Here is a 26207-nt window from a genome sequence, read left to right as displayed (position 1 = left end):
TGCACATTCTTATTCAAAACAAAACTTTTTCCGCTCTTTATATCCACAAAATGAAAAACAAATAAAAGTAAAATAGCAGCACCTATTTCTTATCATCCGCATGATATAAAAAGAGAAATTCCAAAGCAAATTCTCTGTTTCACACTGTGAAATACAAAAACCACAGTGTGGGATACATATTTCACACTGTGGGATACAAATCCCGCACTGTGAAACAGAGAATTGTTTGTGGAGTTCAGAAGAATATGAAAGGATGTATGGAAGAATGTGCAAAAGAATACAGAAATAGGTAAAGTGAAAAAAGAAGCTGGTCAATAAGGGCTAATACATCTGCCCAGGAATTAGGATAAACCCATAATGAAAGCATGCGTTTTTACTCACTTTTCAAAACATAAAACTTACTTTATGATAGTATATATAAATTGATTATCAATAAATTAAATATTTCCCAATCTTACTTTACATCTTTACCGACAGATTCACCTTATAAATAAAGAATATATCTTTGCTATACGAAATTTTTACAACACCTGATATTAAAACTTTTGTGTACATAAATCTAACCCAACAACATTAATTTTACATGAATATGAAAACATAACCTTATGGAATAACCAAACACACAATGTGATTGTCCTAAGCCCTGTCGGCTAAGTCTTTAATCCGATGTAATTAATAACTCCTACATATATGAAAAATATAATACAAGTATTTCTATTTTTGCTGTTAGCTGCTCCTCTATGGGCACAGCAGAAAAAGGTCTCAGTAATCAACGACCAGTCTGGGTCCAGGTTGATTGTGAATGGAAAACCTTTCATGGTAAATGGTATGAACTGGGATTATTTCCCCATCGGGACCAATTACTCCTACTCTTTATGGACACAATCAGATGACGTAATCAAGGCAGCCTTAGATCAAGATATGCCTTTACTAAAAAACATGGGAATTAACGCCATCCGATTATATGCGGATGTACCAGCCCAATGGGTACGCTACATTTATGAGCAATATGGTATCTATACCATGGTCAATACCACGTTCGGACGTTACGGACTGACCATCAATGGAGCTTGGGTAGGTAATACAGACTATTCGGATCCGAAAGTTCAGAAAGCCCTACTTGCAGAAGCGCGTAACATGGTGAAAAAGTTCAACGGTACTCCCGGGGTACTTCTTTACCTTTTAGGAAACGAGAACAACTATGGCTTATTCTGGCAAGGAGCGGAAGCAGAAGACATCCCTATTGAAGACCGGAAATCGACCAAACAGGCTATTCATCTGTACCGGATTTTCAATGAGGCAGCAGTTGAAATGAAGCAAATGAATATTTCGTGCCCGGTAGCCATCTGCAACGGTGACTTGCTGTTTCTTGACATCATCGCCAAAGAATGTAAGAATGTGGATATATTGGGGATAAACTGCTATCGCGGTGAATCGTTCGGAGATTTATTCAGCAGAGTAAAAACGGAATACGGTAAACCTGTATTGTTCACAGAGTTCGGTTCAGACGCATTCAATGCTGTAACCCAAGGAGAAGCCCAGAAAGAACAGGCTGATATTTTACTGCATAACTGGACGGAAATCTATCTGAATGCCGCAGGACTTGGAAACAACGGAAACGCCATCGGAGGATTCACCTTCCAATGGACAGACGGATGGTGGAAAACAGGACAGAGCACAAATCTCAGCATTCACGATACACGAGCTTCATGGAGTAATGGGGGCTACAAGTTCGATTATGTAGAAGGAGCCAACAACATGAATGAGGAATGGTTCGGTATATGTGCAAAAGGTACTCCAGACGCAAGAGGGATATATGAACTTTATCCACGTGCCGCATATTATGTATTGAAAGACGTTCACAAAATCAACCCGTATGCTGCGGGCAGCACAACCTCGTCCATCATAAGTCAGGTATCTGGTGTCAATGTAATGTCCTCTGTCTTGTCTGCAAGAAGTAACAAAGCTGCTTTACAAGGAGAGAAAACCAAGCTAATCGGTCTGAGTCAATTGAGAGGTGATTTCACCACGTTCTATACAGGAGCAAAACATACAAGCACTCCCGAAACAAGAGCAGATGCTCCTACAAGTTTCCCGAGCTCAAAAGGATTTGACCACATGGAATCCTTCTATGTAGGTGTAGAATCCAAACCGGCAGAAAATGTACATGCGGAAGTGACAATGAACGTACTCGGAAACGTAGCAGAAAATCCGATTGATGAAATCTTCTATGAAAACAGAGGACGCACAAACTACATCAACGAGAATGGAGAATACATTGATTTAGGCCCACTGGAACGTGTGAAAGTCTATAGTGCCAGCTTTAATTGGGACGGAAGCCTTTTCAATCTTAATGCATTTTTCCGTAAACCCCACTACCACTGGGGATATGAAGGAGACTTCTTTGGTTTGTACCAAGAAGCAAGCTATGGCGACAACATGGACATTTACGGAGGTGAGGCCCCGTTGGGATGCGAGATTGAAGGAAAGAAATTGTTCTCCGGACTGAAATTAGCGTTCGGGCCCGAATTGTGGTGGGGCGCCAATCCGGCATTACTCGTGAAATACTACCGCACATTCGGTAAATGGAATTTAGGAGGTATTTTCCATTATGACATTGACCAACGCAGAGAGACTGTCACTTCTTTCGCTATTCCATTACCAAAGAATACCCGTGCGTCTTTAATGGTAGAAAGAAAATTCGGACGTTTCGACATCACATTAGGAGGACTTTGGTCGGGAACGACCTTAGTAGGCAGAGAATTTCAGGCTACTACAGAGTATAGCCCTACAGCTACCGTCTACCAAGACAGAGTGAAGACATCAGATACCTTCGGGGGTAAATTGAAAATGATATATAGCGGAGGCAATTTCAACGCATACGCACAAGGCGCCATCATGGGAGTAGTGGCAAGCGGTGGTGCAGACAACACACAAACCCTGACCGGATGGAGTTTAAAGGATAGCGGAAGCGGAAACCAGCAGAACGTACTGGCCGGATTCACTTATCAGATAGGCAACTTCCAGATTGCACCAAACTTCTTGTGGCAGAAACCTCTCGTAGGTCCGATGCCTAACGGTGTCGATGCTCCGGGAAGACTGAGAAACATACTGGATGATCCGTTTGCCGTAAGAAGCAACCGTGAAACAACAGCCGGTGAGCTGTTGCTGACCTATGACCCTACTCCCGGCACATGGATGTATGACTGGGACAACGATGAAACAGAAGATGCTCCGTTTGCCGCTTCACTCGGTTTTGTTTACCGTCATCTTCCTACTGCCCAAGATGCCGCCATTGGTATTCTGGCTGACGGACGTTCTACCTTTGCTTTTGCTTCATCTGCTCCTGCACATGATTTATGGGAAAGCAATTTGAAGATAACATCCAGAGTAACAAAAGACTTCGGACTGATTGCCAGTGCTTATCTTGGTACGGCACAAGCCAACGGTGACGATGAACGTCTCATCAGACGTGGAGGAGGTGACCTTCAGATGATTTATAAGAAAATCAGATTGAATGCCGCACTGAAATTTAATGACTGGGGGCCGTACGACTATCACAGAGATTTCAATCTGACATTCCCGTTCCAGTGCATGGTAGACTTGTCGACTAATCTTTTCAAACCCAAATGGCTCGGTCCGTTATCCACACGCGTAGGAATCAGGGGTACATACCGTACGCTAGACCAATATTCCAACCGCTATCTTGCCGGATATGTATCCGACGGAAACGGTGGGTTCACAGAAAGCACGGATATTATCGGTGCACCCCAAGGAAATGAATGGGAAATAAGAACTTATATCAGCTTCAGTCTTTTCTAATTACCTACAAACTATTTAACAAGCGATTTATGAACAAACATATATTAAATACAGCAAAAGGTCTTTTTTTCTCGGCAGCCTTAGTTACTTTGGCTGGATGTGAGAGAGAAATAAGTACATATGTATTAGCCACAAGCCCCAAAGTGGCCGAAGTCTTCCTTGATGAGTTTGCAGCAGGTGTCGATTTTCAGGCATGGGGTAAAACCACCGCTCTTAGCCAGGACAATGAAACCAAATACAGTGGCACAACCTCCTTGAAGATAGAAGTACCTACACCTGATGATTTTCTGGACAACTGGACAGGTGGAGTATTCTTTACGGAAGCAGGAAGAGACCTGTCCGATTATGATGCTTTGACGTTCTACGTAAAGTCTTCCGCTTCAACTAAAATTGAGGTAGGATTAGGAAGTTATGGCGACGCAGAATATGCAGCAACTTTAGCAGGCGTAACTGCCGATGTCAACTGGAGGAAAGTGATTGTTCCTATTCCTAACCCGTCAAAACTGACAGCTGAAAAGGGATTATTCAATTTCTCTGCCGGAACAAACGATACAGGAGGGCAGGCATATACACTTTGGATTGACGAAGTCAAATATGAAAAACTTGGCACTTTAGCACATACGCGAATCAAAGACGTCAACATGGCAGGGTTCCCTACCGGAAATATTGAAATAGATGAACTCACAGCATACGTTAATCTCCCCAATGGTGTAAACCAAGAAATGACTGTTTCCTCTAAATACTTCACCTTCGATTCATCCAATCCGGAAGTAGCAACGGTAGAAGGAAACATAATCTCTTTCCATGGAATAAAAAATCGGGCTGTACTTACTCCAAAGGAAGCTGAAGGAAGCATCACAATCACAGGCGTGTATGATTTCGCTCCAGAACCGGACAAAGATGAAGCAGATGTAATTTCTTTATATTGCGACAATTACACCAACACCCTGTCCTCACCTTTTAACGGATACTGGGCCCCATATCAGACAACAACAAACGATGAGATAACATTAAGCGAAAATCATCACATCATGCATTATGGTAATTTCAACTTTGTCGGTATCGTACTTGACGAGGATGCAGACACTACAGACAAAACATACGTGCATATAGATATTCTATTACAAGATGATGTAGAAGGCAATCCTCAAATCGACATTTCTGCAGACATCAATGCAAACGGAGATCCAGCTGGAAAAGAGACTGTGAATCTAAAAACAGGAGAATGGGTTTCTGTAGATATCCCCCTTAATGGTTATACCGTTATACATCAGTTACAACTAGCTATAACCGAAAATACAATAGCATATCAGAACTTACTTGTAGATAATATTTATTTCTATTAAAAAGCGGACTCATGAAACATTATAAAACGATATTGCTCGGCTTTCTGGCATTGTCCTTTGGAAGCTGTGGAAAAGAAGATTCACTTGAAGGCAGCGGCAATCCTGAAAACAACGGATGGGTGCTGGTCTGGTCAGATGAATTCAATACCCCTACAGAAGATAATCGCCCCGACCCTTCAAAATGGACATACGAACTGGGAGCATCGGGATTCGGTAACGGTGAATTGCAGAATTATACGAACAAAGAAAAAAATGCATCATATACCACTTACAATGGTGAAGGATGCCTGAAGATAACAGCCTTGAAAGATGGTGACGGAGCAACCTATTCTTCCGCACGTATCAAGACAGAAGGATTGTTTGAGTTTCAATACGGACGTGCTGAAGCCCGTCTGGTTCTTCCGTATGGTATAGGACTCTGGCCTGCATTCTGGATGCTCGGCGCCGATTATACGACCAACGCATGGCCTGCATGTGGCGAAATAGACATCATGGAGAACAAAGGGTATCAGCCCAATATTGTTTCAAGCGCATTGCACATGCCCGGACGTTCAGGAGGTAATCCTGTCACCAGCACTTTCGGATACCCCGACCAACGATTCGATACAGATTTTCATGTGTTTGCGGTAGAATGGGATAAAGAAAAGATTGATTTTACCGTAAACGGTACCCTCTATCACCGGGTGGAAAAAAGCGCAGTGACAGATGGAGAATGGAAATTTGACCATCCTTTCTTCATCATCCTAAATGTAGCTGTAGGAGGAACATTCGGCGGAAATCCAACAGATAATACCTACTTTCCTCAAAGCATGTACGTGGATTATGTAAGAGTTTATCAAAAAGAATCGGACATAGACCCGAGTGCGAACTATGGCGACATTCCTTCAGGAGGCTTGGTGAACGAATGGGATTTTAATGGAGAAGATTCTGATAAAGGACTTTTAGAACTTGATAGGAAATAATTGAAAAACTATAAGCAAAATGAAAACAACAAATATCGTAACTATACAGAAATGCCGTTTAGGTATTGCCGTTGCAGCATGTGTCAGCCTGCTTTCCTGTTCCAACGAAGCTGACCTGCAAAACACAGATGACAACGTGTTGTTCTTTGCATCAGTAGATACCTCCAATAGCAGAGTGACAGAAAGTGCCTGGGATGGCGATGAACTGATTGGAATAAAATCAGGTGAAACGGTCAAGACTTACAAAGTAGCTACAGATGGAACTATGTCCACAGAAGATACTCCATTTCGTTGGGAGGGTACCGAATACGAAATAAAAGCCTGGTCTCCTCTGACAACGGAAACGATAAATTTGACAGACCAGACTACCGACGAAAAATTCTTTGATTGTGATTTACTGGCAAGCTCGGCAAAAGTAGAATCAAAAAGTGTACGACTTGTCTTCAATCATCAGATGACAAGGATGTGGTGGGAACTTCAAATTACCCCAGAGACATCTGGATATACAACAGAAGAGATTAATGGAGCTAAAGTCACCTTCCTGGGATATGGCTCTGTAAAATTTGAAGATGGTGAAGTCAAGCCACAAGGTGATGCAAATCAAGAGATACACACCTTCTGCTGGAAAGGAGATTATTATTGGGAAGGCCAGGCCATGATGGTGCCGGGCGAAATGTGGGAAAAACCACTCATCAGGGTGAAAATAGGTAACGATGAATTCGAATACACTCCAAGTAAAACCAATACCAATGATGTGGAAAAGAAAACCGGAATTCTTGTTCCAGGGGCCTGGCAGCGATATTATTTACATGTAAGCAAAAAAAGCTTTAATGTGGATATGGTAACTGTTACATCCGGTTTCGAGCAATGGACAGACAACGGTTCATCAGATTCAGATAAAGGACTTGTGGACGCAGAAATGCAATAAACTTTTTTAACCATGAATAAAATAACATCAAATATACGGAACTACGGCTTCGGATTAATTCTTCTAAGCTGTATGGGTGGAATGTCATGTACCCGTGAAGCCGATATAGACATGACAGATACTGACGGAGTAGTCTTTTCAGCAAACATTGGACAGGCAAGCCGTCGAGGTGATAACAGTTGGACAGGTGGCGAATTGATAGGAATGCAAGTGGGTGAATCGGTTAAGACATACCGTATTTCAGATGCGGCAACCGGTGCAATGGTTACCGACGATGAGCCTTATACATGGACATCAGGAGAATATCAGTTGCATGCATGGAGCCCTTACACAGACAAAAGTATCTCTTTGACCAACCAATCGGATGCAGAAAAGATGTTTGCCTGCGATTTGTTGGAATGTAATACAACCGTCAATGCCAAATCCGTGCAACTTACTTTCAAGCATAAAATGACACGGGTGTGGTATGAACTCCAGCAATTCCCTGGTTATACAGATGAAGAAGCCAATAATGCAGTCATTTCATATTATGGCCATTCAAGTATCAAATATACGGAAGGCATTATAGATAAAGAAGGAGAGCCCAACTTCGAAATTTTGCCTCGTAAAATAGATGACAGACACGGAGAGGTCATTTTGGTACCTGGGGAGATGTGGGACAAACCTTTCATAAAAGTAGTTATCGGTGGAGATACGTATGTATATACACCCAAGCATACTGTTGCTACTGACGAAGAACGACAGACCGGAGTCTTAAAAGAAGGATACAACCAGAGGTATTATTTAAAGGTAAGTAAGAAAGGCATTGAAGTTTCAATGGAATCATCTTCTGTGGGTTGGGAAGATGAAACCGTTGCGGGAATCAAAGACGGGAACTACTTTACCAGTTTGCCTAAAGTAGAAGACGGTAGTGACATTCAATTCACCTACGAAGGCATCAACACTGAGACCGGTGAGATAACCGGTGAAGACAAGAGCTTCTCCATCTCTTATACCGAAACCGGGAACGGAGGACTGGACATCGAGGGTAATTGCGAAGTGAAACGTGAGACGAATGTGCAGTCTGCCTCCCTGTCACGAGCAAATGGTGAAGGATCAGTTCATAAATACACCATCTCGAAAGTGGCTTCCGACATCAAGATTACGTATGACAAAAATTATATAGCGGTAGGCAAATACTTGTACGATAACGGTACTTTCGGTACGAATCCAAATCCAGAAGGTTGGAAGACCGTAGGTTTAGTTTATAAGATGGGAGCAAGTGATACAGATACTCCAGATAACTATAAAGGTACAGATAACAATAATCTGTTAAGCACAATCACCGGATATATGTTGTATGTGGGTGCTGATTTGCCGAAAGGAGAGTTTAAATGGACTACAGAGAATAACCCGACAGAATTTGCTACATGGGAGGACAATGCCGAAAGAAAAGCTGGTGAAAGCTACCATGGATATATATATACTCAGGCTATAAGAACAAAACTTCAGAATGCAACAATCGACAATTTCCCTATTTGGAAAGCCTTTACTGAACTAAATTTAGAAACTCCAGATGGTACTTCCGGATGGTATATACCTTCTATTCCACAATTAGAAGAAATTGCTAATGCTAATATTACAGACCAGGTGACCTTTGAGGATGGAAATTATTGCTCATCGAATATCTTTTATTCAAGCAATTCCGAAGAAAATAAATGGGGGGCTACAGATAACCATTCATGGGCTCTCCGATATAATATAAAAGCAAAAACGGCATCAGGTGGCTGGGATATGGATGCTGCCAAACTAATTTTTATACTAACATTCTAAACACTGAAGATTATGAAACATTCTTTATTATACGGACTGGCGGTTTCCTCCCTCTTGCTATTCTCTTGTAGCAAGGAGGAAATGCCGGACTACGGCAACGAGGACAACGAGCCGATGCCGCTAACACTTGAGAACGTAACCTTAAAAGATTTCGATGCTGAAAACCCGTCACGCGCTTCCTACAATCAGGATGCCGCCACGGTGTTTGTCCAAAATGACAAGTTGGGGCTTATCTTGCTAAAAGAAGATAACACAAGAAAGAGCCACATCAGCTTTACATACAATGCCAATGAGAATAAATGGACGCAAGATGGAAATGCAGAGTACTTATCCGGTGACGTGAAGAAAATAATAGCTTACTTCCCTTACAATGAAACTCTTGCCAACGATGTCAATTCAGTAGAAGCGTTGAAAAATGCCATCTCCCTCACCGAAGACCAAAGCAGTCTGGAAGACTTCAAGAAAAATGACTTGTTGATAAGTGAGATTACAGCACCGAAGCGCAAACTGGAAATTACATTAAGCCATGCATTTTCACTCATTCAGTTCAAGTCAAGTGAACTGGATTTCAAGGGTTACAAGTACAATGCGGAGTTGGAGGACTTCCAAATTGTTTCAGGAGACAAGACTTATACACCGTGTAACCTCAACGGCACTTACTCGCTCCTGATGAAGGAAGGAGAAAAAATTCCGGCAAATAACTTCCGTTATTTCTACACTTTGGGAGGAAATGCGTACGTGAAAGCATTGACTTCGGAACTTACCATGGTAAGCGGAAAGAAATACACATTCCTCTGTGAGATAAAGGGCACATTTACTCCACAACCTGCCCCCGGTGACTTCTATTGCACCAATACAAGCAACGAAGTGGTCATCTTCCCCGGAGCAGCCACAAGCCTCCCGGAAGGACTGACTTGCCACGGAATCGTGTTCCATTATCTGGATGATTTCTCTAGCTTCTGCACAACCAACGGAATTGATAATGCAGATAATAAATATCCGGGCTATGGCGATGATTCGGATAAGAAGCACGGATTAGTAATCGGATTTAGTGCAGGAGGCTCTTTTTATGATGGTACAGAACCGGATGCAGCAACCATTACCGGCATATACACAACTGCCGGCATTGAAGAAAGCAGTTATAAAGCACAAGATGTGATGAATGGATATAAGTTGACTCAGGCTATAATTAACGGTACAAAAACAGGTTGGTCTTTTACCGGTTTGAATGGCTATACTGAGAATCAACTGGTAGGTGCCACAACATGGTATGCTCCGTCGTTCCAAGAATTGAAACACTTGGTATGGGGAAGCGGCATGAGTAATTCATCTCAGAACGGGCTGAATATGATAATAAACCAAGTGGCCAAAGCAGGTAAAGACTGGGGAACTAAACAAAACATAACGTCACTTACTATTGGAGAAAAATTTATAATAGCAATGACAGAAATAGCTAATGGTGGCAATGCAAACGGTACCTGGAGCACTACTCTTGCCAATGAACCATTCCGCCCCATCTGCGCCTTCTAAAAAATTATTCACAAACTAACACCTCACATACAATGAAAAAGAACCTTTTATACGCCGTGGTTCTGGCTGCTTCCCTCATGGGATGCAGTCAGCCACAGGACAAAAATACAGAGATAGAAAACAAGGTGGAAACCTTGCTTCATAAAATGACCTTAGAAGAAAAATTAGGTCAGATGAACCAGCTCAGCCCATGGGATTTTGAAGACCTGGCCAAGCGTGTACGCAAAGGAGAAGTAGGTTCTATTCTGAATGTAGTAAATCCAGAAGAAGTAAACAAGATTCAGAAGATTGCTGTAGAGGAGTCACGCCTGGGGATTCCATTGATTGTTTCCCGTGACGTTATTCATGGCTACAAAACCATCTTCCCTATTCCACTGGGACAGGCAGCCACCTTCAATCCTGAAATCGTAAAAGAAGGAGCTCGTGTAGCAGCCATTGAAGCCTCAGCTGATGGAATCCGCTGGACCTTTGCCCCGATGATTGATGTGGCGCGTGATCCTCGCTGGGGCCGTATTGCAGAAAGTTGTGGAGAAGATCCTTACCTGAATGCCATAATGGGAACGGTCATGATAAAAGGCTATCAGGGAGATTCTCTGAATGACCCTACGGCTATTGCGGCCTGCGCGAAGCACTTCGTTGCATACGGAGCAGCAGAAGGCGGCAGAGACTACAACTCCACCTTCATACCTGAGCGCGTGCTGAGAAACGTATATCTTCCTCCTTTCAAGGCGGCAGCAGATGCCGGATGTGCCACTTTCATGACTTCATTCAATGACAATGACGGAGTACCCTCTACAGCCAACAGCTTTGTACTGAAGGATGTGCTTCGCAAGGAATGGAAATACGATGGAATGGTGGTAACCGACTGGAGTTCTACACTTGAAATGGTAAACCACGGCTTTTGTGTGGACGGAAAAGACGCTGCCGAAAAGTCTGTCAATGCGGGCGTAGATATGGAAATGGTGAGTGAAACATTTATCCAGAACCTCAAACAATCCATAGCCGAGAACAAGGTGTCAATGGAGACAATTGACAATGCCGTACGAAACATTCTACGCCTGAAATTCCGTTTAGGTTTGTTCGACAATCCTTATGTAGTAACTCCACAAACTGTAAAATACGCCGAGAAGCATCTGCAAACAGCTAAAACAGCCGCTGAGCAGTCAGTCATACTTTTGAAAAATGAGAACCAGACATTACCGTTTACCGATAAGATAAAAACACTGGCCATCATCGGTCCTATGGCAGATGCGCCCTATGAGCAGATGGGTACCTGGGTATTCGACGGAGAAAAAGAACATACACAAACACCTTTGACTGCCATCAAAGAAATGTATGGCAATAAAGTTAAGGTAATCTTTGAAAAAGGACTCGACTACAGTCGCGACAAGAACACGGCAGGTATCGCTCGCGCGGTAAGTGCAGTCCGTCAGGCCGATGCTGTGGTGGTATTTGTCGGAGAAGAATCGATTCTTTCCGGTGAAGCACATTCCCTGGCCAATCTGAATCTGCAGGGAGCCCAAAGTCAGCTTATCAAAGAACTGGCTGCCACAGGGAAACCAGTTGTTACGGTAGTAATGGCCGGACGTCAGCTGGTCATTGCCGATGAAGTGAAAGTTTCGGATGCAATGCTCTACAGTTTCCATCCGGGCACAATGGGCGGTCCGGCTATAGCCGATATTCTTTTCGGAAAAGTAAACCCAAGCGGAAAAACTCCGGTAACTTTCCCCCGTATGAGTGGACAAGTGCCTATCTATTATGCACAGCACAAGACAGGCCGTCCTGCCAATCCGACTGAAATGCTGATTGATGAAATTCCTGTAGAAGCAGGACAGACCTCCGTAGGATGTCGCTCTTTCTATCTGGATGCAGGCAATTCACCTCTCTTCCCCTTTGGTTACGGTCTCTCCTATACAACTTTTGAATACAGCAATCTGAGTCTCGCATCAGACAAATTAACCGCACAGGATACTCTATCCATCAGTTTCACTCTAAAAAATACGGGCAAATACGATGGAACGGAAGTGGTTCAACTTTATGTACAGGATAAGGTTGGGTCAGTCACCCGTCCGGTGAAGGAACTCAAACGCTTCCTGCGTGTCACACTGAAAGCAGGAGAATCTACACAGGTATCATTGAGTCTTCCAGTCTCTGAGCTTGCCTTCTGGGGATACGATATGAATTATACTGTAGAGCCAGGGGACTTCACACTTTGGGTGGGGACCAATAGTGCAGAAGGGTTGACAAAAGACTTCTCTGTGTCTGCGTTATAATCTGCTAATGGTTTCATAGGTTTATCATAAAGCTGAATTAAAGCTCATTATCACGCTGTTTAAACTGCCTTCCAAGTATGTTTAAACAGCGTTTTTATTCTTTTTCTCGTAAAACCTCTTGCCTTACAAGAAATCTGTGTAACTTTAGCCTCTGTTCAAACCTACGCTATGCCATACTACATGAAAATATACCTCATCTTGTTCACCCTACTTTTCGTAGGGACTATTCCCTGCTTTTCTGAACCTCAAATTCAAGATGAGGAGCAGCTCCTTCGTGAATTGGATGCTGCTTTATTAAAATATCCCAAGTATGTACAGCAGAAAAAGGCCCAGATTCTTGAACTTCATAAATATGAAGCATCTACCAGAGACAACGAGCAGAAATACTGGATAAACAAACTGCTTTACGAGGCCTACAACTCTTTTGAAGCAGATTCTGCTCTGATTTATGCACAAAAAAATCTGGAGCTATCTCAAAAAATGGGAAACAAAGAACGAGAAACCTTATGGAAAATCTATAAGACGTATATGGCTGCCTCCACCGGACTGGTATTAAGTGCATCCAACGATTTGGCACAGCTACGTCCGTACGTTACCACACCTAACCTGAAAATAGAATATTATGCTCACCAGATTTTCCTGGCCGGGCACATACTGCAATATTCGGCAGCTCCCATTGACTGGAGCAAACACGTTCCTCAAAGCGTACGTGAAGTACGTGAACAAGTGGACTATTATGCCCGGCAAGAACAATTGTACCGAGATTCACTTGCTTTATGTTTACAAACAGAGAAAGAACAAATGTCCCTGTGGTACCAAGGTTTGGCACTGTTTAACTCGGATAACCTTTCTTGTATTAAAGATACATTGGAAACAGCAGTCCGCCAGTCACAGATGGACACACGTCACGATGCCATGAATGCCTATATGCTATCTAAAATCTATCAGAAACAGGGAGTCAAGGATAAAGCCAAATATTATCTTGTTTTATCTGCTTTGGCAGATGTAAAATCAGCTAATCAAGATATAGCCTCATTAGAAGAACTGGCACAGATAGAATTTCAGGAAGGAAATATTGAGCGTGCATACCTTTATATTTCCAAGTGTCTGGAGCTTGCCCAGTCATATTGCAACCGAGTCCGTCTGGTGAGTATTTCCAAGACACAGCATGATATATTGACCGCCTATCAAAGTCTCGACAAAGCCCAGAAATCCAAACTAAGGACCTCTGTATTACTATTGGGCCTCCTCGCATTGGCACTGATTATTACTATTTTCATATTATGGAAACAGATTGGTAAAATAAACAGTTCACGTATCCAGATAAACCAAGCGAACAAACAATTAAATGAACAAGCTGCTGAGATGGCAAAAGTACACAAAGACCTGGAACATGCCCATCAAAAAGAACAGCAACTAAACACCAGCTTAAAAGAAGCCAATCTAAAATTACAGGCATCCAACCAGTTGAAGGAAGAATACATCGCTTATGTACTCTCCATTTGTTCCAACTATATCAGCCTGCTCGATGAATTCAGAGGAAAACTCAAATGTAAGCTCAAAGTACATCAATATGAGGAGGCCTTAGCTTTAACCAGCAACCAAGCTATGACACAAAGCGAACTAAAAGAGTTCTACCGCACTTTTGATACCATTTTTCTTCATGTGTATCCTTCTTTCGTGGAAGAATTCAATCAGTTACTTGTCCCGGAGGAACGGATTGTCCTGACAGAAGATGAAAAACTAAATACCACGCTACGTATTTATGCCCTTGTACGATTGGGAATTAGTGAAAGTGTAAAGATTGCAGACTTTTTGCACTGCTCAACTCAGACGGTTTACAACATACGCCTGAAAACACGAAACAAGCTGATTGTTCCTAAGGACGACTTCCTGAAGTTAGTACAGAATATCGGAAAAGAGTGTTAGTACTTCGTAATATAAATAGGAAGAGTTGTTCTTCCCCAGTCTCTTTTATTCATTATCTTTGCACGGACTTTTAATACACGAAAAATGGTAAAAGCGATATTCTTTGATATTGATGGAACATTAGTTTCTTTCCAGACTCACACCGTGCCGGAGTCTACCCGCGAAGCCCTGCGACTTTTGAGAGAAAAAGGTATTAAGGTATTCATTGCTACCGGCCGTCCAAAGACATTGATGATGGATGCCGTGGGTGACCTGGATTTCGACGGTTATGTCACGCTGAACGGAGCACATTGCTTCACAGCAAATCATGAAGACATTTACAAGGGTTGTGTGCCGCAGGAAGACATTGAACGACTCATTCAGTACCAGCATGACCATCCGGGAATACCGTTTGTTTTTGTACACGACAATACCTGGTTCCTGACACATGAGGATGAGGCTGTCAGAGAGATTGCCCGTCTGATTCAAATTGACATTCCGGAAATCCGTCCCATAGAAACTGCAAGAGAGAAAGAAATTCTGCAAATCATGGGATATTTCCCCGAAGAGAAAGACGAAGAAATATTTGGGAAGGTGCTGACTCATTGTGAACCCATGCGCTGGCATCCGCTCTTTGCCGACATCATTGCACGGGGAAACAGCAAAAGTCACGGTATCGACCAGATGTTGGCTTACTACGGCATTGACCTGAAAGATACCATGGCTTTCGGCGATGGCGGCAACGACATTCCGATGTTGAAACATGTAGGTATGGGAATTGCCATGGGAAACGCAGCTCCTCACATACAAGCTGCGGCCGATTATATCACCACCTCAGTGGATGAGGAAGGTATCATGAAGGCATTGAAGCACTTCCATCTCCTGTAACAGTCCAAATTCTCTAACTGTAACTCGTTACATTTCATAGGACAAACTACAGAATACCTACAAATAGGTATTTATACATAGTCTAAATTACCCATATTTGGCGATTGCCCCACCCGGACAATCGCCTTAATTTTGCACACAGAAAATTAGTCCTGAACAAAAAATACGAGTTACAGTAAATGAGAAATTTATCTTTTTCGCGGGGAAGCGAAAATTTGAAGTGGGGTGTACTTTTTATATTATTGGGTGCTTGTGTCTTATCTCTTTCTGCACAAGGCCGTTCACTACTATCTGGAAAAGTTCTTTCTTCGGACAAGGGTGTCATTGACTTCGCCACGGTGTACCTGAAAGGTACGCAATATGGCTGTACAACCAACGAAAAAGGCTTGTATCATCTGAAAGCACCCGCCGGGAAATACACACTGACCGTTTCTGCCATCGGGTTTGAAACGGTAGAAAAAGAAGTGGAAATTCTGGCAGACGGACGTAGCAAACAAAATGTAATCTTGAAGCCGTCAGTCACCGAACTGGATGAAGTCGTTGTCGTTTCCAACGGAGTCGGACGTATCAAGCGCTCGGCCTTTAATGCCGTGGCTGTAGATACGCGTGAACTGCAGAATTCCACCAAAAACTTGAGTGAAGCGTTACAGAAGCTTCCGGGAATGAAACTGCGCGAGTCTGGAGGTGTGGGTTCGGACATGCAGCTGATGCTCGACGGCTTCAGTGGCAAGCATGTAAAGGTATTTATCGACGGGGTGCCACAGGAAGGGGCAGGAACAGCTTTCGACCTGAATAACATTCCGGTCAACTTTGCCGAGCGCATTGAGGTATATAAAGGTGTGGTACCCGTAGGATTCGGTACCGATGCCTTAGGGGGAGTTATCAACATTGTAACCAACAAACAGAAACGCAACTGGTTTCTGGATGCGTCATACTCATACGGTTCGTTCAACACGCATAAATCGTATGTAAACTTCGGGCAGAGTTTCAAAAACGGACTGACATACGAAATCAATGCGTATCAGAATTACTCTGACAATAATTACTATATCAACAACTGGGTGGAAGAGTTCAACCACGAAAACAATACGTCTGTCAGCGATGAAAGTAATATACAGCGCGTAAAACGATTCAATGATACATTCCACAACGAAGCGGTCATCGGAAAAATCGGGATTACCGGAAAAAGCTGGGCCGACCGGCTGATGTTTAATGTGGCCTACTCGCATTTCTACAAAGAAATACAGAACGGAGTGTACCAGGAAATCGTATTCGGCGAGAAACATCGTCACGGCTATTCCATCGTTCCTTCGGTAGAATATCGCAAGCAGAATCTTTTCACCAAAGGATTGGATGTGACGGTCACGGCCAATTACAACCACAACCTGACGACAAACGTGGATACAGCGATGTACAAATATAACTGGCTGGGTGACCGTATCCCCAGATCGACTGCCGGCGAACAGAATCACCAGTTCAGTGAACAAATCAATACAAACTGGAATACCACACTTACTGCGGTATACCGACTGGGCAAAATGCACTCGTTTACATTTAATAATGTATTCAGTACTTTTCGTCGTACAGGGCGAAGTCTGATTGAGAAAAATTCCGTACTGGAAGATTATGATGAACCTACCAAAAGCCGGAAGAACATTGCAGGGTTATCTTATCGCCTGATGCCTTCTGAAAAATGGAATCTGTCGGTCTTCGGCAAGCACTACAATTCTTACAGTGAAGGAACGGTACAGCTGAGCGACAACAATGTAGGAAGTGACACGAGAGTGTCGCAAAGTGTCAGCTCTTTCGGATATGGAGCTGCCGGAACCTATTTCTTAGGGAAAGCCATTCAGTTGAAACTCTCTTACGAAAAGGCACTGCGCATGCCCAGCACCCAGGAACTGTTTGGTGACGGTGACCTTGAAGCAGGAAAAGCTGACTTGAAACCTGAACGTAGTGACAACGTAAACCTGAGTGCCAGCTACAACAAGCAGTTAGGCAAACACGGATTGTATGTGGAAGGAGGAATCATTTACCGTAACACCCAAGACTACATCAAACGTGACCTGTCGACCGTAGGAGGTACCAGCTATGGAAGCTACACCAATCATGGCCGGGTAGAGACAAAAGGATTCAATGTGTCTTTGCGATACAGTTACAGCAACTGGTTCAATATGGGAGGTACGTTCAACAACCTTGACACCCGCGACAAGGAAAAGAAACGGGCAGCAAGCAGCGGACAGAATGCACTGACATACGGACAACGTATCCCGAACATTCCTTACCAGTATGCAAACGTAGACATGAACTTCTACTGGCATAATCTGTTTGCGAAAGGGAATACCCTCACATTCGGATGGGATTGTTTCTACCAGCATGACTTCCCTTTGTATTGGGAAAACTTTGGTGACCCGTCTACTAAGATTCGGGTACCGCAGCAGATTTCGCACAATCTCTCTTTAGGGTACAGTATCCGAAACGGACGTTACAACATTTCATTTGAATGCCGGAATCTCACCGATGAGAAACTGTATGACAACTTTAGTCTGCAAAAAGCCGGACGGGCATTTTATGGAAAATTTCGAGTGTATTTTGGAAAGTAATAAACCAATAAAAATATAAATACAAGTATATGAATAAAAAGAACTTTATGTTAGGACTGGGTGCTTTCTGCATGGGAGGCCTGTTCATGGGGTGTCAGAACGAAGAAAATGACCCAACCTTCAGCAATCACAACAACTTCAAGGGAAACTACGTCATTCCGGTTACCGCAGGAGGTACTTCTTATCTGCTTACGGCCGAAAGTCTGAACGAAGGCAAAATCTCAGTCATTGAAAACGGGAAAGAATTTCAGGACCAGATTTCTTACTGGATTTTCTACGACCAGAATTATTTTTTCGGAATCAAATATAACGACGGCTCACAAGGCACCGGAGGATGTTACTATCTGGATGCCAACAATGTGCCGCAGAAAAAATACACTTATACATTCAACCGTTTTACGACCTACGGCACATGGGGTGACAATGTGATTACCGTATCTACCGGAGACACCAAGCAGACGGACAGTCAGGGTAATGCGGCACAAGGTTTTTTATTTAACTACTTGAATGCGAAAGATGGTACTACCAGTACCAACCAACAGGATATTTTGGCCGAGAACTTTTTAGGAAATGGTGAAAAGGTAACTATGGCCGGATTTGTGGAAGCCAACGGAAAGCTCTACACCTCTATTATTCCCATGGGTATGAGTCACTATGGAGTGAACACCTGGCCCGACAAAGTGTTGAGTCAAGACTATGTAGCAACCGGTACCGGCGGCTCAGGAAGCGGTAAATATACTGCCGGACAGATTCCTTCTACCCAATATCCGGATAATGCTTATATTGCCATTTATAGCGGCAGCAACTTTGATGAAGAACCGGTTATTGCGACAACAGACAAGATTGGTTTTGCCTGCGGACGCATGCGTTCTCAGTACTATCAGACCATTTGGAGCGACGATGACGGAAACTTGTATGTATTTTCAGGAGGATATGGACGTACGGCTACCCAGCCTGCGGCTGATGCCAACTTAAAGGCAAAGGTACAAGGTACACTTCCTTCTGGCGTCGTGCGCATCCCTGCCGGAAGTACTACCTTCGATGAATATTATTGCAACCTGGAAACGATGAGCGGTGCGAGCGGCCATCCGTTGTTCCGCTGCTGGCACGTAGGTAGTGATTATTTCCTGCTCAATAATTACGGATGCAGCATTGAAGAGGTAGCCACACTGGGAACCAATGCACCTAAAAATGAGCTAGTGATATTCAAAGCCAGCGAAAAGAAGCTGATTCCTATTACAGGATTGCCTGACATGAACCTGATTTCTTCTTTCGGAAATTCTCCTTATCTGGAAAATCAATATTTTTATATTCCGGTACTAACTACCGAAGAAGGTGCTACTCCCACATTCTATAAAATCAATCCTCAAACAGGAGAAGCTGTAAAAGGACTGGAAGTGGAAGCCGATGAAATTACAACAGTAGGTAAAATTGCATTAACTCAACAATAACATTTGAAAATGAGAAAATTATTCGGGAAAATACACCTCTGGCTTTCTATTCCAGTGGGAATTATTCTTTCCATTATTTGTTTCTCGGGAGCTGCACTGGTATTCGAAAAGGAAATCACTCAGGCATGTAAGCCCCATTTATATAAGGTAAGCGTTCCGGAAGGGAACGCTGCCGTTCTTCCACCTTCGCAGCTGATTGCACGCATAAAAGAGCAGACCGCCGATTCACTCAAGCTAACCTCACTGCAATATTCGGGAAAAGCCGATGAGGCAGCTACGGTGACTTTCAAAAACGCAGGCAGAAAAAGTCTGAGTGTGAATCCGTACACGGGAGAGGTGAACGGATGGATAGAGGGAAACGCTTTTTTTCAAACCATGCGGAAACTGCATCGCTGGTTACTGAATCCTCCACCGCAGAAAGGAGCTTCCTCTGTAGGGAAAATGATAGTCGGCATCTCCACCCTGCTGATGGTCGTGATTCTTGTCAGTGGCCTTGTTATCTGGTGGCCCCGAACTCGAAAAGCGTTAAATAACCGGCTGAAGGTTTCATGCCGCAAAGGATGGCGCCGTTTCTGGTATGACAGCCATGTAGCTTTGGGCTTTTATTCTACCCTCTTCCTGCTGATCATGGCACTTACCGGGCTCACCTGGTCGTTTGGCTGGTATCGCTCGTTTGCTTACGGGCTTTTTGGAGGAAACACTTCGAAGCAGGCCCAAACTCACGAAACTTCTCTCCCACAAAAGGAAAACGATGCACGTGCCAAGAAAGGAGAAAAGAAACAAACCGATTATACGGCTTGGGACAAGGCAGTTCAGGAAGTACAGACAAAATACACCGACTACACTTCGCTCCGTATAGAAGAGAAAAAGATACAAGTTATCCAGGGACAGCAATTACGCCGTACGGATACCCTGAAATTCAATCCGAAAAGCGGAGAGATTACAGAAGCCACAACCTATGCGGAAGTGCCTCGCGCACAGAAACTGAAAGGCTGGTTCTATGCCTTCCACACCGGAAGCTGGGGAGGTATCTATACAAAGATACTTTATTTTCTGGCAGCTTTTATCGGAGGCGTACTTCCACTCAGCGGGTATTATTTATGGTTGAAGAAGAAACAAAGAGCTACAAGGTAAGTTTAGCCAAATAGTCATAATGACTGCCTTCCTTCACCAGTTCTGCTTTGAATCCATATTGAGAAGCATACAGACTCAGGGTGTTGAAATCCACATACAACCAGTCGAATGCTTCTCCTTTTATTTGTTTATATTGCATCTGGAAATCCAGTTGACCGTAATAATCGCCCGCCAAATCAACGACAAAACTTCCGTCTTCCTCTTCAAACAGGTATCTCAAATCACTTGAATCCATTAAGATACAACCACCAGGATTTAACAACAGCTTCATCCGCTGAAAGAAATCACCGAAATTCTCTACCCGACCGATAATTCCCGAGCCGTTCATCAGCATCAGAATGGTATCGAAGCGTTCGACGAAATGCGTGTCGAACAAATTAACCAGACGGGCATCCAGTCCACGTACCTGCATGACTTCTACAGACAGAGGAGAAATATCAATAGCCACAGACTTTTTTCCCATTTGCTTTAAAGCCAAGGAATGACAGCCACTGCCTGCTCCTACATCTAAAATCTTTCCCTGAGCCATATCCAATGCAGTCTGTTCCAGCAAGGGCATGTGTTCATACGTACGGAATAATTCACTCACTGGAATTTCATCTTCCTCAAACTGCGAAGAAAAAACTCTTAACTTTCCAGCCTTTCCATTCTTGAAGTAATCGTATATGGCAGCTCCCATCGGATCCTTTTCTGCCTGTAGCCATGTGGTCTTCATGATTCTTTGTCTCTGTAATTAACGTGCACAAAAATACAAAATAAAATTCACAATGGTTATTTATTCATTATATTCATGCATTTTTCAGAATAAACACACAAAAAAGTAAGAATTTATGCATGACATTCAAAATATATCCGTATTTTTGCAGCCGTAAAAGAATAATTATACAATGAAGAACAAGAATAGCAGACTTGATTCAATCAAAATGATTATCTCCAGCAAAGAGATTGGAAGTCAGGACGAACTCTTGCAGGAGTTGACAAAAGAAGGATTCCAATTGACACAAGCCACCCTGTCGCGCGACTTGAAGCAACTGAAGGTAGCCAAAGCTGCCAGCATGAACGGGAACTATGTATATGTACTACCCAACAATACCATGTACAAGCGCATGACAGAACCGCAAAAGGCCAGCGAAATGCTGCGTCACAACGGCTTCATCTCCATTGAATTCTCCCACAACATCGCTGTCATCAAGACTCGTCCGGGATATGCCAGCAGCCTGGCATACGACATTGACATGCACAATTTCCATGAAATCATCGGTACCATTGCCGGCGATGACACCATCATGCTGGTGATTCGCGAAAATTGCACGCGAACAGAAGTCAAGCATGCACTTGCCAACATTATCCCGAATATAAACCAACTCTAACTGATAAGAACAAAAAATGGAACCTACTAAACAAATTGATGTAATGGTAGCCGACGCCTCACACGAGGTTTATGTTGACACAATATTGGACACGATTAGAGAAGCAGCCAAAGTTCGCGGTACGGGTATTGCCGAACGTACACACGAATACGTAGCTACCAAGATGAAAGAAGGAAAAGCCATCATCGCACTGTGCGGAGATGATTTTGCCGGATTTACTTACATCGAATCATGGGGAAACAAGCAGTACGTAGCTACTTCCGGACTGATTGTCCATCCAAAATACAGAGGATGCGGACTGGCTAAGCGTATCAAGCATGCCTCTTTTACTTTGGCTCGTCTGCGATGGCCGAAAGCCAAAATCTTCAGTCTGACTTCAGGAGCTGCGGTCATGAAAATGAATACAGAGCTGGGATACGTACCTGTCACTTTCAACGAGTTGACCGACGATGACTCATTCTGGAAAGGATGTGAAGGATGTATCAACCACGAAATCCTGATGGCGAAAAACCGTAAATTCTGTATCTGCACAGCCATGCTTTACGATCCGGCTTTGCACACAGACGATAAAATAAACAATTTCTAAATACAAAAATAATCTCAAGCGAGGTTTTCTCCTGAACTTATGCAGGCGAAAAGCTTCACGATATAAAGAAAAGCACCATGGAAGAAAAGAAAAAAGTTGTCGTTGCTTTCAGCGGCGGATTGGACACTTCCTTTACCGTAATGTATCTGGCAAAGGAAAAAGGATATGAAGTATATGCAGCATGTGCCAATACCGGTGGTTTCAGCCCGGAACAGTTAAAAAAGAACGAAGAAAATGCGTATAAACTGGGAGCTGTGAAATATGTGACTCTTGACGTAACACAGGAATACTACGAAAAGAGCCTGAAATACATGGTATTCGGGAACGTACTGCGTAACGGTACTTACCCTATTTCTGTAAGTTCTGAACGTATCTTCCAGGCATTGGCCATCGCCCGTTATGCCAACGAAATCGGAGCTCATGCCATTGCTCACGGTTCTACTGGTGCCGGCAACGACCAGGTGCGTTTTGACATGACTTTCCTGGTAATGGCTCCGGGAGTGGAAATCATTACCCTGACACGTGACATGGCGTTGAGCCGTGAATATGAAATCAACTACCTGAAGGAAAATGGCTTTGAGGCAGATTTCACTAAACTGAAATACTCATACAACGTAGGTATCTGGGGAACTTCTATCTGCGGTGGTGAAATTCTGGATTCTGCACAGGGATTGCCGGAAAGCGCTTACCTGAAACAGGTAACCAAAACTGGCAGCGAACAACTGAAACTGGAATTCAAGAAAGGTGAGTTGTATGCCGTAAACGGTGAAGTGTTCGACGACAAGATTAAGGCTATCCAGAAAGTAGAAGAGATTGGTGCAGCCTACGGTATCGGTCGTGATATGCATGTGGGTGATACGATCATCGGTATCAAAGGCCGTGTAGGATTCGAAGCTGCTGCTCCGATGCTGATTATCGGCGCTCACCGCTTCCTGGAAAAATATACACTGAGTAAATGGCAGCAATACTGGAAAGACCAGGTAGCCAACTGGTACGGCATGTTCCTTCACGAAAGCCAGTACCTGGAACCGGTAATGCGCGACATCGAAGCCATGCTGACCGAATCACAGCGTAACGTCAATGGTACAGCTATTCTGGAACTTCGCCCGTACGGATTCTCTACTGTAGGAGTAGAATCGAAAGATGACCTTGTGAAGAACAAGTTCGGCGAATACGGAGAAATGCAGAAAGGATGGACTGCAGAAGACGCTAAAGGCTTCATCAAGGTGTTGTCTACTCCGCTTCGCGCCTATTATGCAAACCATAAAGACGAAGCTGACGTATGATAAAGGCAGGAATTATAGGAGGCGCAGGATATACGGCAGGCGAGCTGATTCGCCTGCTGCTTAATCATCCGGATGTAGAGATTGCATTTATCAACAGCTCCAGCAATGCGGGCAACAAGATTACTGACGTACACGAAGGCCTGTACGGAGAAACCGATTTAGTGTTTACAGATGAGCTTCCACTCGATACCATCGATGTATTATTCTTCTGTACAGCTCATGGTGATACAAAGAAATTCATGGAGAGTCACAATGTACCGGAAGATTTGAAAATCATCGACCTGTCCATGGACTACCGCATCAAATCGGACGACCATGACTTTGTATATGGTCTGCCGGAACTGAACCGCCGGACTATCTGCCAAAGCAAGCACGTGGCTAACCCGGGATGCTTTGCTACATGTATCCAGCTCGGACTTCTGCCATTGGCCAAGCATTTGCTGTTGAACGACGACGTGATGGTAAACGCCATTACCGGAAGTACCGGAGCAGGTGTAAAACCGGGAGCTACGAGTCATTTCAGCTGGCGCAACAACAATCTCAGCATCTATAAACCGTTCTCACACCAGCATGTGCCAGAAATCAAACAGTCACTGAAACAGCTGCAGAACAGTTTCCATTCAGAAATCGATTTCATTCCTTACCGAGGTGACTTTGCCCGTGGTATTTTTGCCACTATCGTAGTAAAGACCAAGGTAGAACTGGAAGAGATTGTGAAAATGTACGAAGAGTACTATGCAGAAGATTCTTTCACCCACATCGTAGACAAGAATATCGACCTGAAGCAGGTAGTCAACACCAACAAATGCTTGATTCATCTGGAGAAACATGGCGACAAGCTGCTTATCATTTCTTGCATTGATAATCTGCTGAAAGGAGCCAGCGGTCAGGCTGTACACAATATGAACCTGATGTTCAACCTGGAAGAAACAGTAGGACTGAAACTGAAACCGAGCGCATTTTAATTAATGAATAATGAATAATGAAAATGAATAACCAGGCAGGACTCCTTGATTGCTGCTCTTAATTATTCATTCTTAATTCTTAATTATATGAAGTTATTCGACGTATATCCTTTGTTCGATGTAAACATCGTAAAAGGAAAAGGCTGCCACGTATGGGACGACAAAGGTCAGGAATACCTTGACCTTTATGGAGGACATGCCGTTATCTCCATCGGTCACGCACATCCCCATTATGTGGAAACCATCAGCAAACAAGTAGCTACATTGGGATTCTATTCCAACTCTGTAATCAACAAGTTACAGCAGGAAGTAGCCGACCGTTTGGGAGCCATCAGCGGTTATGATGACTATCAGCTTTTCTTAATCAACTCTGGAGCAGAAGCCAACGAAAATGCATTGAAACTGGCATCTTTCTATAACGGACGTACACGTGTGATTTCTTTCGCCAAAGCTTTCCACGGACGTACTTCACTGGCAGTAGAAGTAACCAACAATCCGAAAATCATTGCTCCTATCAATGACAACGGACACGTGACATACCTGCCGCTGAATGACACAGAAGCGCTGAAAACCGAACTGGCCAAAGGCGATGTATGTGCAGTCATCATTGAAGGCATCCAGGGCGTAGGAGGAATTCAGCTTCCTACTACAGAGTTCATGAAAGCCATTCGCCAAGCATGTGACGAAACCAATACCGTCATGATTCTGGATGAAATCCAGTCGGGTTACGGAAGAAGCGGTAAATTCTTTGCTCACCAGTACAATGACGTACGCCCTGACATGATTACTGTAGCTAAAGGCATTGGCAACGGATTCCCGATGGCCGGTGTACTGATTAATCCGAAATTCACTCCGGTATATGGACAGCTAGGAACTACTTTCGGTGGAAATCATCTGGCATGTGCAGCAGCTATCGCTGTACTTGACGTGATGAAAGAAGAAAATCTGGTTGAAAATGCCGCAAAAGTAGGTGCTCACTTATTGGAAGAATTGAAAGGCTTCAAAGGTATCAAAGAAGTACGCGGTCGCGGCTTGATGATTGGAATGGAATTTGAAGAACCCATCAAAGAACTCCGCCAGAAATTACTTTTCGAGGAAAAAGTATTTACCGGAGTCAGCGGCACCAATGTCATCCGTTTGCTTCCGCCGCTCTGCCTGAGCATGAACGACGCAGATGAATTCCTGACTCGCTTACATAGGCTTATCAAATAATAAAAACGTATCACGTTTTTACATTTACGCCTTGATGCATTTCTACATCAAGGCGTTTTTTGTTATCCTTCTTATTACCCATAAGTTTTCTCCATTAAAGGAGATTTTATTTTTCCGGTTCAGGAGAAACG

Annotated in this window: 18 protein-coding genes; 17 read left to right on the top strand and 1 reads right to left on the bottom strand. The window is 43.5% G+C overall.

Annotated features, from left to right (window positions below):
- Positions 1–690 precede the first annotated feature (690 nt).
- From WKT20_RS07365 to WKT20_RS07310, 12 genes are all read left to right on the top strand, one after another.
- Positions 691–3822: a glycoside hydrolase family 2 TIM barrel-domain containing protein gene (locus WKT20_RS07365; RefSeq protein ID WP_340417116.1), complete on the top strand. Its 3132-nt coding sequence runs from the start codon at positions 691–693 to the stop codon at positions 3820–3822.
- A 29-nt stretch (positions 3823–3851) separates the two neighbouring features.
- Positions 3852–5168, top strand: coding sequence for a carbohydrate binding domain-containing protein (locus WKT20_RS07360; protein ID WP_340417115.1), 1317 nt, complete (start codon positions 3852–3854; stop codon positions 5166–5168).
- A gap of 11 nt (positions 5169–5179) precedes the next feature.
- The gene (locus WKT20_RS07355; protein WP_340417114.1) at positions 5180–6130 is read left to right on the top strand and encodes a glycoside hydrolase family 16 protein; all 951 of its coding nucleotides are present in this window, start codon (positions 5180–5182) and stop codon (positions 6128–6130) included.
- A gap of 19 nt (positions 6131–6149) precedes the next feature.
- Positions 6150–7058, top strand: a complete 909-nt coding sequence (locus tag WKT20_RS07350) for a hypothetical protein (protein WP_340417113.1) — start codon at positions 6150–6152, stop codon at positions 7056–7058.
- 12 nt (positions 7059–7070) lie between these two features.
- Entirely contained in the window at positions 7071–8870 is a 1800-nt protein-coding gene (locus tag WKT20_RS07345) for a fimbrillin family protein (protein WP_340417112.1), read from the top strand.
- Positions 8871–8882: 12 nt separating this feature from the next.
- Positions 8883–10400 (top strand): fimbrillin family protein, encoded by a 1518-nt coding sequence (locus WKT20_RS07340; protein WP_340417111.1) that lies wholly within the window; start codon positions 8883–8885, stop codon positions 10398–10400.
- Positions 10401–10432: 32 nt separating this feature from the next.
- Complete coding sequence (locus WKT20_RS07335; protein ID WP_340417110.1) at positions 10433–12673, top strand: glycoside hydrolase family 3 N-terminal domain-containing protein; 2241 nt, start codon at positions 10433–10435, stop codon at positions 12671–12673.
- A 180-nt stretch (positions 12674–12853) separates the two neighbouring features.
- Positions 12854–14602 carry a DUF6377 domain-containing protein gene (locus WKT20_RS07330; protein ID WP_340417109.1) on the top strand — a complete coding sequence of 583 codons (1749 nt, stop codon included), beginning with the start codon at positions 12854–12856 and terminating at the stop codon, positions 14600–14602.
- Between the two features lie 84 nt (positions 14603–14686).
- Positions 14687–15469: a Cof-type HAD-IIB family hydrolase gene (locus WKT20_RS07325; protein WP_340417108.1), complete on the top strand. Its 783-nt coding sequence runs from the start codon at positions 14687–14689 to the stop codon at positions 15467–15469.
- A 179-nt stretch (positions 15470–15648) separates the two neighbouring features.
- Positions 15649–18072: a TonB-dependent receptor gene (locus tag WKT20_RS07320; RefSeq protein WP_182425043.1), complete on the top strand. Its 2424-nt coding sequence runs from the start codon at positions 15649–15651 to the stop codon at positions 18070–18072.
- 29 nt (positions 18073–18101) lie between these two features.
- Positions 18102–19523, top strand: coding sequence for a DUF4374 domain-containing protein (locus tag WKT20_RS07315; protein ID WP_118244085.1), 1422 nt, complete (start codon positions 18102–18104; stop codon positions 19521–19523).
- A gap of 9 nt (positions 19524–19532) precedes the next feature.
- Positions 19533–20657: a PepSY-associated TM helix domain-containing protein gene (locus tag WKT20_RS07310; RefSeq protein WP_118441350.1), complete on the top strand. Its 1125-nt coding sequence runs from the start codon at positions 19533–19535 to the stop codon at positions 20655–20657.
- Here the strand turns inward: WKT20_RS07310 and WKT20_RS07305 are convergent.
- On the bottom strand, positions 20647–21372 hold the full coding sequence (locus WKT20_RS07305) for a class I SAM-dependent methyltransferase (RefSeq protein ID WP_117702643.1): 726 nt from the start codon (positions 21370–21372) through the stop codon (positions 20647–20649). The two genes, WKT20_RS07310 and WKT20_RS07305, sit on opposite strands and share 11 nt — an antisense overlap.
- Positions 21373–21544: 172 nt before the next feature.
- Between WKT20_RS07305 and argR the strand changes: the two genes are divergently transcribed.
- From argR to WKT20_RS07280, 5 genes are all read left to right on the top strand, one after another.
- Entirely contained in the window at positions 21545–22027 is a 483-nt protein-coding gene (gene argR / locus WKT20_RS07300; protein WP_007564383.1) for an arginine repressor, read from the top strand.
- Positions 22028–22043: 16 nt separating this feature from the next.
- The gene (locus WKT20_RS07295; protein WP_117670237.1) at positions 22044–22613 is read left to right on the top strand and encodes a GNAT family N-acetyltransferase; all 570 of its coding nucleotides are present in this window, start codon (positions 22044–22046) and stop codon (positions 22611–22613) included.
- 77 nt (positions 22614–22690) lie between these two features.
- Positions 22691–23899: an argininosuccinate synthase gene (locus tag WKT20_RS07290; protein WP_007564380.1), complete on the top strand. Its 1209-nt coding sequence runs from the start codon at positions 22691–22693 to the stop codon at positions 23897–23899.
- A complete protein-coding gene (gene argC / locus WKT20_RS07285) occupies positions 23896–24864 on the top strand; it encodes an N-acetyl-gamma-glutamyl-phosphate reductase (RefSeq protein ID WP_007564378.1) in 969 nt (322 codons plus the stop codon). The genes WKT20_RS07290 and argC overlap by 4 nt, the downstream gene beginning before the upstream one ends.
- Positions 24865–24951: 87 nt before the next feature.
- Positions 24952–26076, top strand: coding sequence for an aspartate aminotransferase family protein (locus tag WKT20_RS07280; protein ID WP_340417107.1), 1125 nt, complete (start codon positions 24952–24954; stop codon positions 26074–26076).
- Positions 26077–26207 lie beyond the last annotated feature (131 nt).

This window comes from Phocaeicola sp. ICN-14070 (assembly GCF_037892625.1).
GTDB classification, from domain to species: domain Bacteria; phylum Bacteroidota; class Bacteroidia; order Bacteroidales; family Bacteroidaceae; genus Phocaeicola; species Phocaeicola plebeius.
Note: the sequence above shows the minus strand (reverse complement) of the source record. Positions and strands in the feature narration are given on the sequence as shown.

Coding starts and splice junctions, on each gene's coding strand:
- WKT20_RS07365 (WP_340417116.1), top strand. CDS start 691: ATGAAAAATATAATACAAGTATTTCTATTTTTGCTGTTAGCTGCTCCT.
- WKT20_RS07360 (WP_340417115.1), top strand. CDS start 3,852: ATGAACAAACATATATTAAATACAGCAAAAGGTCTTTTTTTCTCGGCA.
- WKT20_RS07355 (WP_340417114.1), top strand. CDS start 5,180: ATGAAACATTATAAAACGATATTGCTCGGCTTTCTGGCATTGTCCTTT.
- WKT20_RS07350 (WP_340417113.1), top strand. CDS start 6,150: ATGAAAACAACAAATATCGTAACTATACAGAAATGCCGTTTAGGTATT.
- WKT20_RS07345 (WP_340417112.1), top strand. CDS start 7,071: ATGAATAAAATAACATCAAATATACGGAACTACGGCTTCGGATTAATT.
- WKT20_RS07340 (WP_340417111.1), top strand. CDS start 8,883: ATGAAACATTCTTTATTATACGGACTGGCGGTTTCCTCCCTCTTGCTA.
- WKT20_RS07335 (WP_340417110.1), top strand. CDS start 10,433: ATGAAAAAGAACCTTTTATACGCCGTGGTTCTGGCTGCTTCCCTCATG.
- WKT20_RS07330 (WP_340417109.1), top strand. CDS start 12,854: ATGAAAATATACCTCATCTTGTTCACCCTACTTTTCGTAGGGACTATT.
- WKT20_RS07325 (WP_340417108.1), top strand. CDS start 14,687: ATGGTAAAAGCGATATTCTTTGATATTGATGGAACATTAGTTTCTTTC.
- WKT20_RS07320 (WP_182425043.1), top strand. CDS start 15,649: ATGAGAAATTTATCTTTTTCGCGGGGAAGCGAAAATTTGAAGTGGGGT.
- WKT20_RS07315 (WP_118244085.1), top strand. CDS start 18,102: ATGAATAAAAAGAACTTTATGTTAGGACTGGGTGCTTTCTGCATGGGA.
- WKT20_RS07310 (WP_118441350.1), top strand. CDS start 19,533: ATGAGAAAATTATTCGGGAAAATACACCTCTGGCTTTCTATTCCAGTG.
- WKT20_RS07305 (WP_117702643.1), bottom strand. CDS start 21,372: ATGAAGACCACATGGCTACAGGCAGAAAAGGATCCGATGGGAGCTGCC.
- argR (WP_007564383.1), top strand. CDS start 21,545: ATGAAGAACAAGAATAGCAGACTTGATTCAATCAAAATGATTATCTCC.
- WKT20_RS07295 (WP_117670237.1), top strand. CDS start 22,044: ATGGAACCTACTAAACAAATTGATGTAATGGTAGCCGACGCCTCACAC.
- WKT20_RS07290 (WP_007564380.1), top strand. CDS start 22,691: ATGGAAGAAAAGAAAAAAGTTGTCGTTGCTTTCAGCGGCGGATTGGAC.
- argC (WP_007564378.1), top strand. CDS start 23,896: ATGATAAAGGCAGGAATTATAGGAGGCGCAGGATATACGGCAGGCGAG.
- WKT20_RS07280 (WP_340417107.1), top strand. CDS start 24,952: ATGAAGTTATTCGACGTATATCCTTTGTTCGATGTAAACATCGTAAAA.